The sequence below is a fragment of the Dietzia sp. IBK-p2-15D genome (assembly GCF_057773105.1).
On record NZ_JBYMTK010000012.1, the window covers coordinates 1 to 16,658 of the forward strand.

At 72.0% G+C, this 16,658-nt stretch carries 15 protein-coding genes; 7 read left to right on the plus strand and 8 right to left on the minus strand.

The features are described 5' to 3' along the window. Positions 1-523 precede the first annotated feature (523 nt). Entirely contained in the window at positions 524-1,042 is a 519-nt protein-coding gene (locus AC3DEV_RS14425; RefSeq protein ID WP_163375625.1) for a hypothetical protein, read from the plus strand. Between the two features lie 107 nt (positions 1,043-1,149). Here the strand turns inward: AC3DEV_RS14425 and AC3DEV_RS14430 are convergent, their stop codons facing one another. From AC3DEV_RS14430 to AC3DEV_RS14445, 4 genes are read right to left on the minus strand one after another with little or no spacing between them, the layout of a single operon-like run. Beyond that, complete coding sequence (locus tag AC3DEV_RS14430) at positions 1,150-1,536, minus strand: MmcQ/YjbR family DNA-binding protein (protein WP_488372537.1); 387 nt, start codon at positions 1,534-1,536, stop codon at positions 1,150-1,152. Beyond that, the gene (locus AC3DEV_RS14435) at positions 1,533-4,148 is read right to left on the minus strand and encodes a GNAT family N-acetyltransferase (protein ID WP_488372538.1); all 2,616 of its coding nucleotides are present in this window, start codon (positions 4,146-4,148) and stop codon (positions 1,533-1,535) included. Before AC3DEV_RS14435 ends, AC3DEV_RS14430 begins: the two co-directional genes overlap by 4 nt. Further along, the gene (locus tag AC3DEV_RS14440) at positions 4,145-5,548 is read right to left on the minus strand and encodes a lysine N(6)-hydroxylase/L-ornithine N(5)-oxygenase family protein (protein WP_488372539.1); all 1,404 of its coding nucleotides are present in this window, start codon (positions 5,546-5,548) and stop codon (positions 4,145-4,147) included. Before AC3DEV_RS14440 ends, AC3DEV_RS14435 begins: the two co-directional genes overlap by 4 nt. Further along, on the minus strand, positions 5,545-7,101 hold the full coding sequence (locus tag AC3DEV_RS14445; protein ID WP_488372540.1) for a pyridoxal phosphate-dependent decarboxylase family protein: 1,557 nt from the start codon (positions 7,099-7,101) through the stop codon (positions 5,545-5,547). Before AC3DEV_RS14445 ends, AC3DEV_RS14440 begins: the two co-directional genes overlap by 4 nt. A 239-nt stretch (positions 7,102-7,340) precedes the next feature. Between AC3DEV_RS14445 and AC3DEV_RS14450 the strand changes: the two genes are divergently transcribed. From AC3DEV_RS14450 to AC3DEV_RS14470, 5 genes are read left to right on the plus strand one after another with little or no spacing between them, the layout of a single operon-like run. After that, entirely contained in the window at positions 7,341-8,447 is a 1,107-nt protein-coding gene (locus AC3DEV_RS14450; RefSeq protein WP_488372541.1) for an iron-siderophore ABC transporter substrate-binding protein, read from the plus strand. A gap of 5 nt (positions 8,448-8,452) precedes the next feature. Next, positions 8,453-9,589, plus strand: coding sequence for a FecCD family ABC transporter permease (locus AC3DEV_RS14455; protein WP_488372542.1), 1,137 nt, complete (start codon positions 8,453-8,455; stop codon positions 9,587-9,589). Further along, positions 9,586-10,677 (plus strand): FecCD family ABC transporter permease, encoded by a 1,092-nt coding sequence (locus AC3DEV_RS14460; protein WP_488372543.1) that lies wholly within the window; start codon positions 9,586-9,588, stop codon positions 10,675-10,677. Before AC3DEV_RS14455 ends, AC3DEV_RS14460 begins: the two co-directional genes overlap by 4 nt. A 44-nt stretch (positions 10,678-10,721) precedes the next feature. Then, a complete protein-coding gene (locus tag AC3DEV_RS14465) occupies positions 10,722-11,558 on the plus strand; it encodes an ABC transporter ATP-binding protein (protein ID WP_488372579.1) in 837 nt (278 codons plus the stop codon). Further along, positions 11,555-12,535 carry a siderophore-interacting protein gene (locus AC3DEV_RS14470; protein ID WP_488372544.1) on the plus strand — a complete coding sequence of 327 codons (981 nt, stop codon included), beginning with the start codon at positions 11,555-11,557 and terminating at the stop codon, positions 12,533-12,535. Before AC3DEV_RS14465 ends, AC3DEV_RS14470 begins: the two co-directional genes overlap by 4 nt. A gap of 6 nt (positions 12,536-12,541) precedes the next feature. Here AC3DEV_RS14470 and AC3DEV_RS14475 read toward each other — a convergent pair whose 3' ends face one another. The 4 genes from AC3DEV_RS14475 to AC3DEV_RS14490 form a co-directional block, all read right to left on the minus strand. After that, positions 12,542-13,198, minus strand: coding sequence for a phosphodiesterase (locus AC3DEV_RS14475; protein WP_488372545.1), 657 nt, complete (start codon positions 13,196-13,198; stop codon positions 12,542-12,544). 145 nt (positions 13,199-13,343) lie between these two features. Further along, positions 13,344-13,943: an energy-coupling factor transporter transmembrane component T family protein gene (locus tag AC3DEV_RS14480; RefSeq protein WP_067713923.1), complete on the minus strand. Its 600-nt coding sequence runs from the start codon at positions 13,941-13,943 to the stop codon at positions 13,344-13,346. Next, positions 13,944-14,648 (minus strand): energy-coupling factor ABC transporter ATP-binding protein, encoded by a 705-nt coding sequence (locus tag AC3DEV_RS14485; RefSeq protein WP_488372546.1) that lies wholly within the window; start codon positions 14,646-14,648, stop codon positions 13,944-13,946. Continuing rightward, positions 14,645-15,232 (minus strand): biotin transporter BioY, encoded by a 588-nt coding sequence (locus AC3DEV_RS14490; RefSeq protein WP_488372547.1) that lies wholly within the window; start codon positions 15,230-15,232, stop codon positions 14,645-14,647. Before AC3DEV_RS14490 ends, AC3DEV_RS14485 begins: the two co-directional genes overlap by 4 nt. Before the next feature lie 165 nt (positions 15,233-15,397). Between AC3DEV_RS14490 and AC3DEV_RS14495 the strand changes: the two genes are divergently transcribed. Continuing rightward, on the plus strand, positions 15,398-16,657 hold the full coding sequence (locus tag AC3DEV_RS14495) for a hypothetical protein (RefSeq protein ID WP_488372548.1): 1,260 nt from the start codon (positions 15,398-15,400) through the stop codon (positions 16,655-16,657). Position 16,658 lies beyond the last annotated feature (1 nt).

The window sequence follows — 16,658 nt, forward strand, 5'->3', positions numbered from 1 at the left end:
CCGTCGAGATCGCCATCGCCGACACCACGTACCCGGCCGCGACATCGATCGGATCGAGTACCGCATGACCGGGCCGACACTCACCGCCGCCCGCACCGGACTCCTCCCGGCGCTGGCATTCGACAAACAGCTCGTAACACGCCACGAACCGGCGCGCCGCCGCGCGATTCTCGCCCATCCACCCCTCCCGCGCCGCCGCCCGCAACCCCGACAGCGACACGGGCGCCGCGGAACCGGCGCCGCCACCAGACGGGGACGGACCACCGGACGGGGATGGGGACGGGCCACCGGCCGCGGCGTCTGCGTTTCCGCCCATGTGCTCCACCCCCTGACCGTCTGGCTACCTGGTATCGAATCTGTGTTCTACGATACGCACACACATTCGACCAAGCAAGGGTTTTCTCCGCTGCTGGCCTACCTATTGATTTGCAATCACCGATCGCCCATTTCAGCGAAATGTATGATCCACTCTTCTTGATTGCTTGGGGTGGATGCCCCGTAGACCCAAACTCGGAGGCGTTCCATGACCAAGACCATCACCTGTGCCGGAGCCGTGGCCGCCGCGCTCCTCGTCTTCTCTACGGGGGCCGCCGCCGCCCAGACTTCGGAAGCCACCGGCTCCGACTCCCTCCCGGGGGCATCGGAGACCGAGGGGGGCTATCTCGGCGAGGCTGGCGAGCTGCTGCCCGGTTCCGTTACGGGTTCTCTGCCCGGTTACGCCTCCGGACCGCTGGGTTCCACCGCCACCCTCGTGTGCAATCTCGGTTCGGCGGCCGGCGCTGCCGCCAACCTGATGGGCGTGCCGTTGCAGGTTCCGGTGGGAGTCATCTGCATGGTCCTCAACCCGGTCGCCGAGTCGGCGGATGCGCTGCTCGAGGGAGACGTCCAGGGTTCCGTCGGCGCGGTGGTGTCCGGTGTGCCACTGGTCGGCGCGTCGCTCGAGGATCAGATCGACACCGGGTCCGCCACCGAGTCGGTGGAGGGGTCCGTGGGTGATCGACTGGGTTCTGTCTCCGAGGCCGCGCTGACTCCGGAGAACTGAGGCGGCTCCCGCGCCCCGCGCCCGGCCCCCGCGCCCCGCGCCCGGACTCCAACCCCAAGGCCCTGGCTAAGGGGCGGGGTCGGTCCGGGTGGTGGGCGTCGGCCTACCTAGCGCTGCCCGCGCCCGAAGGCGTGCGGTTCGACGGGCTGCTGTGCCCGGGGTAGGCCCGACACCACGAGTCGGTAGGACTCGGTGACCAGCTCGGAAACCATGTCCGCGGTCAGCGTGCCGCCGGGGTGCAGCGAGATCCAATGCCGCTTGTTCATGTGGTACCCGGGCGTGATGTCGGCGTGCGCATCGCGCAGGGCCATCGAATCCGACGGCAGTGCCTTGAGGATCACCTGACGCTCGCCGTTGACGACCGCGTGGAACATGAACATCTTCCCGCGGACCTTGAACACATCGAAGTCCGGCCCGAACGGGAACTCCAGAGTCGACGCGGGCAGTTCGCGGGCGCGCATCGCCGCGCACTTCTGGAGTTCCCGTCCGTTCATGCCGTCGACGCTACCGTCGCCGGCTCCGCGCCCGGCTCCGTGCCCGGGCGGGCGGGACGCTGCGGTTCGCCCGGCGTGTCGTCGTCCCGGACCAGCCGGGAGATGAGCGGGTTGGCGAGCGTCCCCGCGAACTGCAATGATCCGGCCTGATCGGTCAGGTCCACCATCTGACGGGTATTCCGCAGCTGCAGGCGGTTGAGGCACGAGTGCTTGAACCGCGGAGCGAACAGCGCCTCCCAGGTGGGACGGTGCACCTCGCCGTCGTGCACCTCGCCGTCGTGGTCCTCGCCGTTGTTCCCCTTGCCGCCGCGACCGCCGCCGCCGCGACCGCCGCCGCCGCGACCGCCGCCGCCGCGACCGCCGCCGGGAGCCAGGGTCTCCAGGCACTGCCGCGTCTCGTCCCAGAACTGATCCGCCTCGAGCACCCCGGCGACGTCGAGGATCGAGGCGAGGTGGCGCAGCACCCCGTCCATGACGTCGGTGTGGACGCTCAGTGCGGCTGTCTCCGCGTCCACCACGTGGCGGATCCGCTCGAGTCCGGCGGGCAGGGGCCGGGCACGCACCACGGCGACCTCCTCGCCGATGTCCTTGAACAGCGCCCGGCGCACGGTGTGGTCGGGGCCCATCACCACGATCACGTTCTCACCGTGCGGCATGAAGACCAGCCCGTGCACGAGCAGGCACCTCGCGACGGGCAGCACGTAGGCGTCGAGCAGCGCCCGGAGCCAGGTCCGGGCGTCCAGGCCCGACCGCTCGAGGTGCTCGACGGCGAGGGGCCGCCCGTGCAGGTCCACGTGCAGCATCGAAGCCAGCGTGACGGCACGTTCTCCGGGGGCGAGCCGCGAAACGGGGCTCTCGCGCCACAGGGCCGCGATCATCTTGGTGTGCGGCCCCTCGTCCGAGATCCCGGCCGCGGCCGCCCGGTGGTAGGCGTCGCCGGTGTAGCCCACGGCGGCGACCTCGCGCAGAATCTGGAAATCCAGCGCGCGCAACACCGGATCAGAGGCGACGACCCCGGCCACCCAGTCGTTGACGGCCGGGGTGTCGCGCATGTACTTCGGCGACAGGCCGCGGGTGAACCCCATGTTCTGCACGGCGAGGGCGGTCTTGACGTAGCCGCGCTCGGGGTGGGTCACGTCGAAGAAGGTGCGGACGGACTGCTGTGGCCGGTACTCGCTGTCGGATTCGCCCAGGTAGACCAGGTCGTGGCGCGCGAGATCGGGGGCGAACGCCACCGCGACCTCATGCTGCCACTGCCACGGGTGCACGGGCAGGATGCGGTAGTCGGCGGGGTCGAGGCCCAGCGAGCGCAGCTGGTCGTCGCACCGTACGAGCGCCTCGGTGCCGAACTCGCGCGCGTAGTGGTCGCGCTCGTCGAGGCCCGTGACGGTGGCCAGGTGGCTCAGGCCGCGGCGGGCTGCCAGCCACACCAGCCGGACGGTCGACGGGGCCTCGGGCGTGTAACGGTGACGGTCGGACAGCCCCAGGCCCACGCGGCCGTTGTTGGCGACGAACCCGGGATGCCCCTCGGTCATCGCGCCCTCGACCACCTGCAGGTCGGCCTCCGCCAGCTGCTGTGCGGGGCGATCGCGGTGGTGCAGGCAGAACGCCGCCGAGCCGAGCGTGGCCGCGATCTCCTCCAGGTAGGTCCCCACGAGCGACCCGGGGATCCCCAGACGGGGCGCGAGGGTGAGGATCAGCTCCTGCGCGTCCGGCTCGGCCGGGACACCGTCGACCTCGCGGCGCAGCGAGGCCACGTCGATTGCCCAGTGCTCCAACGGCAGCACCCGCGCGCGGAACGTCCACCGTTCGCCGCCGGCGCGCACTTCGTAGGTGTCCGGGCCGACGTCGGTGTGAGTGGAGCGGGTGGGCGCGAGGAGCCGCTCGTGGGAGAACTCGGCCAGCGCCTTGGCGCAGAGGTGGCGGTGCGCGCGGCGCATGGCGTGACCGGTGAGGTGGGCGTGGGGTGGCGGTGTGACCGGCGACGACGACGAGACCGGCGTCGCCGTCCGGCCGATCTCCGACTCGCGGAACGCCTCGGCACTACAGATGGAGAGCAGTGCCGTCTTGTCGGGCAGGTCGACTGGGCCGTCCTCGCGGAAGCCGGCGCGGGCGTTGAGCCGGTGCACGGCGGTGTTCCGGATGTCGGGCTCCACCACCACCCGGTGGGCCGGGGCGCCGAACAGCGGCACCTCGAACGCGGTCGAGCAGATGGCACCCATCACGGCCGCGGACGTGCCGGGGACCGGTGTGCGGGTGGGCGCGACGAGCAGGTGCATCCCGAGGTCGCCCGGTTCGTGCGGGTACCGGCCGTCGAGTTCGACGACGGCCGGGTCGTAGAACACGGACAGGCCCACACGTAGACCGTCGATGCGCACCGTGTGCACCGACCGGTGCGGACTCGCCGACCAGTCGGTGAAGAACTCCTCGACCATTGCCGGGGTGGTTCCCCGCATGCCCCAGTAGGCGGAACCGGGATGGTCGAGCCACGCGTGCAGGGTGCGGACGGTGTCGTGGTCGAGGGCCAGTGGTTCGAGGGTGACCACTCCGGCGGGGGTGTGGACGGCACTGGTGTGGACGGTGTTGGTGTGGGTGGGTGCGGTGGTGTTCATCGTGCCTCCTGGTGCCGGGCGGTCGGGGCGCCGAACTGCTGGAACGCGATCGACGACTCGATCGGATAGACCTCGCGGCCGCAGATCCCGCGCAGGATGATGCTGTTGCGCATCGCTCCCATGCCCAGGTCCGGGGCGGTGAGCCCGTGGGTGTGTTCCTCCGCGTTCTGGACATGGATGAAGGAGTGCGCGCGGTCGACGGTGTGATCACGGGCCACCCGGTAGCGCCCGCGGCCGTCCCTGTCGATCTCCTCGGCGATCCCGTCGAGGAACCGCGGCGGCGTGGGGGAGTAGCCCGTCGCGAGGACGAGCCCCTCCGTGTGGTGGGTCCACGGGCTGCCCGTGTCGGTGCAGTCCAGGTCCAGGTGCAGGACAGCGCCGGAGCCGGTGGCAGGGCCGGTGCCGGTGGCAGGGCCGGTGGTGGGGTCGGCCTCCCGGCGGGCACCGTCGAGGGACGTGGCGGCAGCCAGCAGCCCGGTGTCCAGGCCCTGGACCGAACGGCGGTAGAGCAGATCATGGATCTGGTTGATCAACTCGGCGTCGATGCCCTTGTACAACGAACGCTGCTCGCGCAGCATCCGGTCGCGCTGGTCCGGGGGCAGTTCGTGGAAGTGGTCGATGTACTCGGGCGAGGTCATCTCGAGTGTGAGCTTGGTGTACTCCATCGGGAAGAACCGCGGCGAGCGCGTCACCCAGTCGACGCGCGGGCCGACGTCGGCAGAGGCGGAAAGCAGGTCGTGGTAGATCTCCGCGGCCGATTGGCCGCTGCCCACCACGGTCACCGACCCCAGCGAGAGCAGGTCCTCCCGCCGGTGCAGGTAGTCGGAGGCATGGAGAGCCACCGTGCCGCCACCGTCGAGCGGGCCCGCGTCGATCGGTGACCACGGGGTCGTGCCGATCCCCAGCACCAGGTGGCGGGCACGATAGGTCTCGGTGCCCTCGCGGGTGAGGGCGGTGACACGGTAGACGGGGGCCTCGTCGTCGTCGCCCGGTCCCTCTCGTCCCTGGTCCTCCCGTCGGACGTCGACGACCTCCCGCCCCCAGCGCAGGCCGCGCACCCGCTCGGCAGCCCACCGGCAGTAGGCGTCGTACTCGGCGCGCAGCGGCTGGAAATCCTCACGGATGTAGAACGGGTACAGGCGCCCGACCTGCTTGAGATAGGCGAGGAACGAATACGGGGAAGTCGGGTCCGCCAACGTGACCAGGTCGGCGAGGAACGGCACCTGGATGGTCGCGTCGTCGAGCATGAGTCCGTGATGCCACGCGAAACCGTCGCGGGAATCGAGGAACACCGCGTCCAGTCCCAGCGGCTCGGCCAGACAGGCCAGGCCCAGGTTGAACGGGCCGATACCGATGCCGAGCAGGTCGTGCACGCGGGAGGTGCTCAGGTCAGTGCTCACGTCAGCACCCCCGCGGTCGTGGCCTCACGTATCCCCTCGGCGAGGTAGCGAGCGGCGTCGCGGACGTCCGTCAGCACGACGGCCACGTCCTCGTCTCCGAGGTTCGGATCGAGAACCGTCAGCTTGAGACAGGGCCGGCCGTCCACGACCGTCGACGCGACGAGCGAACGCCCCTCCGCGAACAGCGCGTCGCGGACGGGGCGCACGAGGGCGTTGGCCTCGTCGTCAGTGAGTGCGCTGTCGGTGACGGGACGGTCGGGCGCGGTCACCGCGGGCCGGGGCCGGAAGAGCACCGTCGACAGCGCCGGGCGCCGCACCAACTCGAGTTCCGGGTCGGCCTCGATCGTCCGGCCGATCCGGGCGGCCACGTCGATCGCCTCGTCGAGTAGACGGCCGATGCCGTCAGCGCCCAGCACGCGGAGCGTCATCCACAGTTTGAGGGCGTCGAAACGGCGGGTGGTCTGCAGGGACTTGTCCACGGCGTGGTCGTCGCCGTCGGCGGGGTTGAGGTAGTCGGCGCTCACGGTGGAGTGGCGGAAGCCCGAACCGTCGCGCAGCAGCAGCGCCGAGGCGGCCACCGGCAGGAAGAACGTCTTGTGGAAGTCCACGGTCACCGAGTCGGCGAGCTCGATCCCGTCGAGCAGGTCCCGGCGCGTCGGGGAGACCAGGAGCCCGCCGCCGTACGCGGCGTCCACGTGTAGCCAGACGTCGTGGTCGCGACAGACCCCACCGACCGCCCGCAGCGGGTCGATCGCGCCGTGGTCGGTCGTGCCGGCCAGCGCGACGACGGCCGCGACCTCGTCCCCGGCGTCGGCCAGCGCGGACAGGGTGCGGTCCAGGGTCGCGGGGTCCATCCGGTCGCCGTCTCCGGGCAGGGTGATGACCGCATCCGGCGAGAGTCCCAGCAGGCGGGCCGCCTTGACCACGCTGAGGTGGGCGTGTTCGCCCGTGACGATGCGCAGCCGGGACAGTCGGGCGCCGCGGTCCGCGTCCCGCCCCGCACCCCGGCGCCCGGGGGCCGGTCGGGCGAGACGGTCCTCGCGGGCGGTGAACAGGCCCTGCAGGTTGGAGGCGGTACCGCCGGTGGTGAAGACGCCGTCCGGGCGGGGGGTCGCGTCGAGATCACTGGCGTCGAAAGCACTGGCGTCGAAACCGATGAGCCCGGTGACCCAGTCGATGAGCCTCTGTTCGATCAGACACGCCGACGTGCCCTGGTCCCAGGTCTCTACAGCCGTATTGACCGATGTCGCGAGTGCCTCGGCGGCGACCGCCGGGATGGTGATCGGGCAGTTGAGGTGGGCGAGGTAGCGCGGGTGGTGGTAGCCGACGGCGTGGTCGAGGTAGAGCTCCCGGACCTCCTCGAGTGCCCTGTCCAGCGTGCCCAGCGGTGCGGCGAGATCGACGGCGGCGGTCTGCGCTTCCAACGTCGAGGGCGACGCGGACGAGCGCGGCGTGGTCCGACCGTCGAGATACCGGCTCACCTCGGCGGTCGCGGCAGCCAGGGCGGCGGCGTGGGCCTCCCGGTTCCGGCTGCTCAACAATGGATCGTTCACGGGTACTCCGACCTACTCGGGGACAGTGGCACGACCGAACGCTATGCAGGGTAGGCTTACCTAAACAACAGTAGAGTGACATGAATCACGTTGCGGGACAGGTGAAGTGGAAATCTTTGACGTAGCTGTTGCGTTGAGGGTCCGGCTCTCGCTACGGTGACGCCCACCAAGGTAAGCCAAGCCTAAGTCGCCTGGGTCGGTTTCGGGCCGGGCGACGTTCCACACCAGACGGAGACCCCATGACCGCACCCGCTACACGATCCCGGCTGACGCTCGACGGACCTGACGGCCCCGCGCTCCCTCGGGCCCGGGCGGTCCTCGTGGCCCTCGCGGCCGTCGCGGCGCTCCTGGCCGTGCTGGCCGGGTGCTCGACCGGCGCCGTCGACGGCGGCGGGGACGCCGGCGCGGGAGGCGGGGTCGAGCGGCAGGGCGAGTTCCCCCGCACCCTCTCGCACGCCTACGGCGAGACCGAGATCCCGGAGGCGCCCCAGCGAGTGGCCACCATCTCCTGGGTCAACGCCGACGTCTCCCTGGCGTTGGGTGTGGTTCCGGTGGGGATGCCCCGCAACTCGTTTGGCGCCAACGCGAACGGGTCCACGGACTGGTTCGACGCGGAACTGGAGGAGGTCGGCGGTGACATGCCGACGCTGTACTCCGAGACCGACGGAATCAACACCGAGGCGATCGCGGCCCTCGAGCCGGATCTCATCCTGGGTGTCTACTCCGGGATGACCGCAGAGGAGTACGAGACCCTCTCGAAGATCGCCCCCACCATCGCGATGCCGGAGGGCGATGTCGCGTTCGGCACCGCCTGGCAGGACTCGACCCGGCTGATCGGCGAGGCCCTCGGCCGTTCCGAGGCCGCCGAGGAGCTCATCACGGACGTCGAGGGGCAGATCGATCAGGTCGCCTCGGACAACCCGGGAATCCGCGACACGACCTTCATCTACGGCACCGTCGACCCCGACGCGGCGGAGAAGATCTACGCCTTCACCGACGTCGACAACCGCCCCCGCTTCCTCGAGCAGCTCGGGATGGTCCAGGCGCCGGTCGTCGCCGAGGCGTCGAGCGGCTCGCCCGAGGAGTTCGCGGTGACCTGGTCACCCGAGCGCGCCGACGAGCTGGTCTCCGACATCCTCGTCACCTACGCCGCCTCCCCCGAGGTCCGCGAGGCCATCGAGTCCGACCCGCTGCTCGGGCGCATCCCCGCCGTCGAGGCCGGGCGGATGGTCGTGCAGACCGACGAGCAGCAGGTCCTCTCGATCTCCGCCTCCTCGCCCCTGAGCCTGCCGTGGGCGCTGGAGAACGTCGTGCCCGACATCATCGCGGCAGCACAGCAGGCCTGACGCGCGTGACCACCCCAGCGGCGAGCACCGCCGACCCGCCCGCCCTCCCGGCGGGCGGGTCGGCGGGTGGGTCGGCGGTGCCGGCCGTACCGACCGTGCAGCGGCGCCACCGTGTCGTGATCGGCACGGTGGCCTCGTCGACGTTGCTCGTCGCGGGCGTGGCACTCTCGCTGTTCGTGGGAGCGCGATCCGTCGACCCGACGGTGGTGTGGTCGGTGTTGGCGGCGCTCCCGTCGCAGGTGTTCGCCGGTGACTTCACGGCCACCCTCGCCCCCGGGTCGGGCACCGGGATGGACGAGGTGGTGGTGGCCGCCCGGGTTCCCCGCACGATCACCGCGATCCTCGTGGGCGCCGCGCTCGCGGTGGCGGGCGCCGGGCTCCAGGGCGCCACCCGCAATCCGCTCGGCGACCCGGGCCTGCTCGGGCTGACCGCCGGCGCCGCGCTCGGCGTGGTGCTGGGGCTGGCCCTCGCGCCGGCCGCCGGCCCGTCCGCCGTCGCGTTGTTCGCGGTCGCCGGCTCCCTGGCCGCGGGCATGGTGGTGGTGGGCGCCGGTCGACTCGGCGCCGACTCGGGCACCGGACTCGTCCTCGCCGGGGCCGCCGTCACCGCGGGGTGTACCGCGGTGACCTCTTCGCTGGTCATCGCCCTTCCCGGAGTCCTGGACCGGTTCCGCTTCTGGGGCCTGGGCTCGGTGGCCCGCGCGTCCGCACCCGAGATCGGTGCCGCCGCGCCGTTCATCCTGCTGGGGCTCGTCCTCGTCCTGGCCGGCGCGGCCACCCTCGACGCCCTCGCGCTCGGCGACGACCTGGCCCGCGGGCTGGGAGTGGGACCCGTCGTGGGGCGCGCCGTCGTCCTGGCAGGTGTGGTGATCCTGTCCGGGGTCGCCACCGCGCTCGCCGGCCCCATCGCCTTCCTCGGACTGCTCGTGCCGCACCTGCTGCGGCGGCTGGTGGGGGTGGGCAACCGCGTCGTCCTGGGCCTGTCAGTGATCGTGGGGCCGGTGGTCCTGCTGTTCGCGGACACGGTCGGGCGTGTGGTCGCCCCGCCCGGGGAGATCGCCGTCGGGGTGATGACCGTGGCGATCGGTGTGCCGTTCCTCATCGCCCTGCTCCGCGCGAACCGGGGGGTGGGCGGCTCGTGAGCCCCGACGTCCTCTACCGAACGGCCGGCCCCGCCAGCGGCGCCTCGACCCACACCGAGCTCGCCGAGACCGAGCAGATCGTCCGCCACCTGTCGTCCCGCCGCCGCAGGCATGCGGTCCTCGTCGTCGTCGGCCTCGCGGTCGCCCTGGTGACGGTGATGGCGGTGCGCGTGCTGCTGGGGCGCTACACGGTGACCATCCCCGACTTCATCGCCATCCTCGGCGGGGCGACGATCCCCGGCGCCGCGTTCGTGGTGATGGAGGACAAGCTGCCGCGTGCGGTCCTCGGTGCGCTCGCCGGCCTGGCGTTCGGCGCGTCCGGCGCGCTGTTCCGACGCGTCCTCGGCAATCCCCTGGCCAGCCCCGACATCCTCGGGATCTCCCACGGCGCCTCCGCCGGGGCCGTGGCCGGGATGGCGCTGTGGGGGCTGCGCGGCGTGGGGGTCGTACCCGCCGCGTTGGTGGGATCCGCGGTCGCGCTCGCGATCGTCCTGGCGGCCTCCGCCGGCCGGCGCACCGGGATCGTCGGCCAACGCTTCCTGCTCGGCGGTGTGGCCGTCGCCGCCCTCGGCACCGCGGTGGTCACCCAGCTCATCGCGCGGCTCCCGCTGACCGGAGCCCAGGAAGCGGCCGTGTGGACCGTCGGGTCGCTGTCCGGGGCGTCGGGGGAGCGCATCGCCTGGCTCGCCGTCGCGCTGGTGGTCCTGCTCCCGCCGGGGATGTGGCTGCACGCCGCGCTCCGGCCCGCCGAGCTGGGGCCCGAGCTCGCCGTCGGCCTCGGGTCCCGCCCGGTCCCCACCCGTGCTGCCGCGCTGGGGGTGGGGAGCCTGCTCGCCGCCGCCGCGACGGCGGTGGCCGGCCCGCTCGCCTTCGTCGCCCTGCTGTCCACTCCCGTCGCCGCCGCGCTCGGCCGCGGACGCCCGCGCATCGGGGCGGCCGCGTTGACCGGCGCCGTGATCGTCGTGGCCGCGGACATCGTGGCCTCAGAGGCGTTGGGGACGGTCGACCTGCCCACCGGCGTGGTGACCGGCGCACTGGGCGCCCCCGCCATGCTGTGGATCCTCCTGCGTTCGAGAAAGGCGGCCTGATGAGCATCCCCGCGCCCGTCGCGTCCGTGACCCCGGCCCTGCCCATGGACCTCGGCCCGGAACCCGACGCCGCCTTCCGCCTGCGCGGCCTGACCCTGGGATACGGCGCGGAGCCCGTCATCCGCGACCTCGACCTGGACCTCCCCGCCGGACGGACCACCGTGCTCATCGGTGCCAACGGCTGTGGCAAGTCCACGATCCTGCGGGCCCTGGGGCGACAGCTGCGCCCGCTGTCCGGGTCGATCGAGACCGACGGTCATCTGTTGTCCGAGGTCGGTGCCCGCGAGCACGCGCGGTCCGTGGCGTTCCTGCCGCAGTCCCCGCTGGTGCCGGAGGGGCTCACCGTGGCCGAGCTCGTCGCGCGCGGCCGGCACCCTCACCGTCGGTGGTGGGGAGGAGGCGACGACGACGACACGGCCGTCGCCGAGGCGCTGGCGATGACCGGCACCGCCGAATTCGCCCACCGGCGGGTCGACGAGCTGTCCGGCGGCCAACGGCAACGCGTCTGGGTCGCACTCGTGTTGGCCCAGGCCACACCCACCCTCCTGCTCGACGAACCGTGCTCGTTCCTCGACCTGGCGCACCAGCTCGACGTCCTCGATCTCGTACGCGACCTGCCGCTGCCCGCCGGCCACCGCGACCACGGCACCGGCCGCCGCACCGTGGTGGCGGTGCTGCACGAACTCAGCCTGGCCGCGCGGGTGGCCGATCACCTGGTGGCGGTCGCCGAGGGTGGCGTGGTCGCCGCGGGCCCGCCAGACCAGGTGATCACCCAGGAGACCTTGCGTCGCGTGTTCGACCTGGACGCCGACATCATCACCGATCCGGCCACCGGCCACCCCGTGGTGCTGCCACGGGGACGACGGAAGGGGACCACATGACCGCTGTAGCAGTAGAGGCACCGATCGTCGTCTCGCAGACCCGCGTCATCGACGCCCGCCCGCTGGGGGAGTCGTTCCTCCGCCTCGTGGTGGCCGGGCCCGAGCTGCTGCGGTGGTCCGCCGACGTGGTGGACCCGGGCACCGTCCGTGATGCCTACATCAAGGTCATCGTGCCCCCGCCGGGCGGTGGCGGCGCGATCCCCGACGCCGACGCGATCCGCGACTGGCTCGCACTGCCAGAGGCCGAACGCGGCTGGATGCGCACCTACACCGTCCGCCGCGCGGACACCGTCGAACTGGACGGGGAACACGTTCCCGCACTGACGGTGGACATGGTGGTCCACCCCGGTGGCGACGAGGGGCCGGGATCCGCCTGGGCGCGCTCCGTACGGCCGGGCGACATCGTGCACATCGCCGGGCCCGGGCGCGGGCACGCGCCGTGGGCGGCCTGGGCGCCCGGGCAGTCCGAGCGGGTCGTGTGCGCCGGTGACGAGACCGCCGCGCCGGCGCTGCTGGCGATCGCCGAGGAACTGGCAGGGGAACTCGCCGCGGAGCAGGCCACGGATGGCTCGGTGGCGGGCGGGTCTGTGTCGGGCGGGGCGGTGACGCGGCGTCAGGTACAGATCATCGTGGAGGTGCCCACCCACCGCGATGCCGTGGCACTGGCAGAGGACGCCCCCGACTTCGTCACCCTGCTGCCGCGGGAGGGGGAGCCCGGCACCGCGGTGGCCCGACGCCTGGCGGGCGTGCTGGACCTCGGCGACGAGTGCGTGCGGACCGTCCTGGGCGGACGCCGACCCGCGGAGCGCGAATGGCAGCCGGCGACCGCCGTCTCCTCCGGCCAGCCGTACGTGTTCCTCGCGGGAGAGGCGGGGCTCGTCCGTGCCATGCGCCGCCTCGCCGTGGACGCCGCCGGGGTGCCCAAGGAGGCCGTGGGGTTCATGGGGTACTGGCGGCGCGGCGCCGCGGAGTGCTGATCGGTCCTAGGCGCCGCGGTCGGCGGGCGGGTACGACGGGTCCCGCAGCGCCCTGAGGACGTTCGGGTAGCGAGACCCGGGCAGACGGTTCCCGATCGGATCGAAGTGCAGGTTCTCGTCATCGTCCTCCCACGAGTCCACCGTGAGCCGGCCCAGCGTCTTCCACTTGCCGAGCGGCGTCGCATGTTGCAGGGTCCACGTGCCGCCGTCGCCGGTGGGGATCGCGGCCAACAGGAGCGGGCGACCCGCGATGAGCACCGGGAACATGGACGTCATGGTGCGGCCCATCGTCCGCCAGCCCGTGGTGAGGACGTACCGGCTCAGCGGTCCCGTGCCGGTGCTGGCCAGCAGGATGTCCACCGGCCGCTCGGCGTGGATGCGGACGGCCATGCCGCCGATGTCGGGCACCGCGTCCGGCAGGCCCACCGCGCGGGAGAACCGGATCGTCGCCGGCCAGCGGCCCGTCACGTCCAGCAGGGACGACCCCGTACGACCGACCCCGGTCACGCTCAGCGTGGCCTCGGCGATCACACCCTTGGGGTGCAGTGCCTTCGGGCGCGCGAGTCGCGCCACCGCGGCCACGGCGCCGAACGCGGACCCGGCCAGGCTGAACAGGGGGGCCGAACGCAGCGCGACCTCCTTGGACTCCGTCGTGGTGGGCACGAGAGCGGAGGACCGGGGGGAAGAAGGCTCGGCTGGAGAGCCCACTGCGGCGTCGTCTCGGCCGGCATTCCGGGTGCGTCGGGACATGGCCCCACGATACGCAGCGGTGCCGGGGACGGCGTCCGCATCCAGCCACCGGTCGGGTTCAGTCGTCCACGCCCCGGGCGGCCAACGCGTCGCCCAACTGGTCGGCGGTGGTGAGGGCGCCGAGCACGGTCGGCACCACGAGCGCGCGGATCGACATGCCCAGGCCGCGGGCCTTGCGGGCCTCGGTGACCTGGCGAAGCCGACGCGCGAGCAGGGGGATGGCGCGGATGGTCAATACCAACACCAGTGCGATCCGGTCCGGTGAGACACCGACGTGCCGCAGCGGCTGGGCGGCCCGCGTGACGGCGTCGAGCATGTCCGAGACGCGGGTGGTCAGGGCGACGAGGCCCGCCACCGTGATCGCGACCAGCAGGGCCCCGCAGACCCGGAGGGCGGTGTCGAGGTCGGCGACGATCCACTGGAGTACCAGGATCGCGATGAGCATCGGCAGCACCGGGCGGACCTGGTCCCACGCCGCCCGCGGACGGATCCGTCCGATCGCGTAGAGGACCGCGGTCACCCCCAGGGCGGGCAGCACGTGCCAGGGCTCGCGTATCGCCAGGGTGGCGACGAGGATGAGCACGCACACCAGCAGGATCTTCCACCCCGCCGGCAGTCGGTGCAGGAGCGAGTTCCCCGGTTGATAGGTGGCGAACACCTAGGCCCCCGGCCCCGAACCCAGGGCGATCCGCCGATAGCCCGCCAGCGCTGGGCCGGGGGCGTCGTCGATCACGACCCGGCCGCCGTCCACCACCAGGACGCGGTCGAAGTCGGCCACGAGGTCCAGATCGTGCGTCACCACCATGAGCTGCTGCTGCAACCCGGCGAACGTCTCGGCGACCAGCGCCCGGTTGCGCAGATCCAGCAGGGTCGTGGGCTCGTCGGCGACCACCACGGCGGGTTCGATCACCAACACCGCAGCCAGAGCCAGTAACTGCTTCTGTCCCCCGGAGAGGAGGTGGCACGGATGTTCGGCATGGCCGGCCAGGCCGTAGGTCTCGAGCACCTGCGCGACTCGTCGTCGTCGCTCCTCCCGGTTCAGACCCGAACGGCGCAGGGAGAAGTCCACGTCCTCCTCCACGGTCGGCATGACGATCTGGGTGTCCGGATCGGTGAAGCAGAAGCCCACACGGCGGCGGATCGCCGCGCCCTTGCGGCGGGTGTCGAGGCCGTCGACGGTGACCGTCCCGGTGGTGGGGACCACGAGACCGTTGATCATCCGAGCGAGCGTCGACTTGCCGCCGCCGTTGACGCCGACGATCCCGATGCGTCGCTCGGTGAGGGTCAGGTCGACGTCGGCGAGGACGGTCCGGTCACCGTAGGCGTGGCCGACCCCGTCGAAGCGGATCTCCGTGCTGGTCACTTCCGGCGCAGCGGCTCGATCAGGCCGGGACGTGCCTTGTGGACCTGCGTCGCGACGATCGCCGTGACGACCGCCTTGACCAGGTCACCCGGCAGGAACACCGTGTTGGCGGCGATCGCACCGCCGAGCGTCAGTTCGGTGCGGTGCAGCATGCCGGCCACCCCGACGGCATAGATGACGACGATGCCGCCGAGGATGTTGATGAGCAGTCCCGGGACGAGCCGGTAGCGCGGCATGATCCACGCGGTGAGCAGGCCGATCACGATCACCGCCGGGATCCAGCCGATGAGGAAGCCCGCGGTGGGGCCGGCCAGCGAGGTCAGGGTCGTGCGGCCGCCCGCGAGGACGGGCAGCGCGAGACCGATGACCATGACCGCGAGCACCGACAGGGCGCCCTTGCGCCAGCCGAGCAGTGAGCCGGCGAGCATCACGCCGAGCGTCTGCAGGGTGATGGGCACACCCGCCGAACCGATGCTGATCTGCCCGGGTAGCCCCAGGACCACGATGAGGGCGGCGAACACCGCGATCTGGGCGAGGTCTCGGGTGGCGCTACGGGCCGGGGCCCGGTCGACGGGGGTGCTCACTGGACTCCTTGGCTCCGCGGGTGCTGCTCGACAGCGTGATCCGGTCCATTGTCGCGCGTGTCACGTCGGATGGCCTCATCGGGCTCCGGCGCGTGCGGTCGCCGCCCGGATGGATTCCGCTTAGGGTGATCCAGATCACAGTCGGGCGAGCAGGGGTGGCGCGTCATGGGTCGAGCACGAGACGGACTCGGAGCACTCACCGTCGCACTGCTCGCCGCTCTCATGCTCACGGTGGTGTCCGTCGTCCACTCGCCGACGACCGCCGGTGCCACGCCGTATTCGGTCTACCTCGATGTCCCGGCCGACAACGCCGACGGCGAAATGGCGGGTGGCGTCTCCACCGGGATGACCACCGACGTGGCAGAACTCCGGGCCGCGCTCGACGTGGTGAGGGCCGCCCGTGTCGCCCCGGAAAGGTACTCGACCCTGGCGCGCCAGTACTGGTTGGCGGTGGGGGCGGAGAACGCCGACATCGACCTGGAGCAGTGGGAACCCGCCCGGGGGTTGGCGGCTAACCTCGACACGGTCGACAAGGTGTACGTCAACTACCTGCGCCTGTACAACTCCCACGACGGGTACTGGTGGGCCGGGATGGCCGGGCTCGCGGGGATGTCGTTCGCCGCCGGGTTCTGGGACCTCGACGACGTCGGCGGGCTGCTCACCGTTCCCGGTGTCCACGAGGCGGGGCTCGGGGTGGGGGGAGCGATGGCCGGGCTGCCGTGGGAGGTGGCACGCGAGATGCCGCGCGACGTCCGGCTGCTGGCCACGTTCGGCCCCACGCTGCGGCAACCCGACGTGGACTGGTACATACATCGACTCCTCGTCATGCAGCGGCACATCTTCACGGACATGATCCCGGTGCACGAGGCCTACGCCGCGGGGGGCCTGCCCGCGGTCGAGGAACTCGCCGCGGGAGGTGCGTACGACGACTATGCGCTGGAATCCTGGCGGATGCTCGACGAGGGATCCCCCGACGGCCTGTCCGAGGCGCTGCTGCGGATGGCGTCCCGGGAGCAGAACCAGATCATCGCCGACCAGTGGGACGCCACCGCCGCGGGTCGAGGCGATCTCGGCCGGGTGCTCACCTACATCACCACCGTCGGCGGGGCGCCCGACATCCCGGGCGCCCGCACGTTGGGCCAGTTCCGACCACTCTCGGTCCGCGCGGAGGTCGGCGGTCAGCCGGTGGTCGCCCACACGCCGCTCCCGGCCTTCAACTGGGCCGACCGCGAACCACGGTGGGAGTACATCGAACAGGACCTGGTGCCCGCGTACCGATCGCTCGTCCGCGACCGCCCCGACGAGGCGCCGCGGTATCTCGACGTGGGATTCCGTCCCCGCGCGGAGCAGAACCGGATCCTGGTGCGTCTTCCGGAGTTCGCCGGTCAGATGACCACGGGGTGGGCGGTCATCCCGGGGAGGTAGC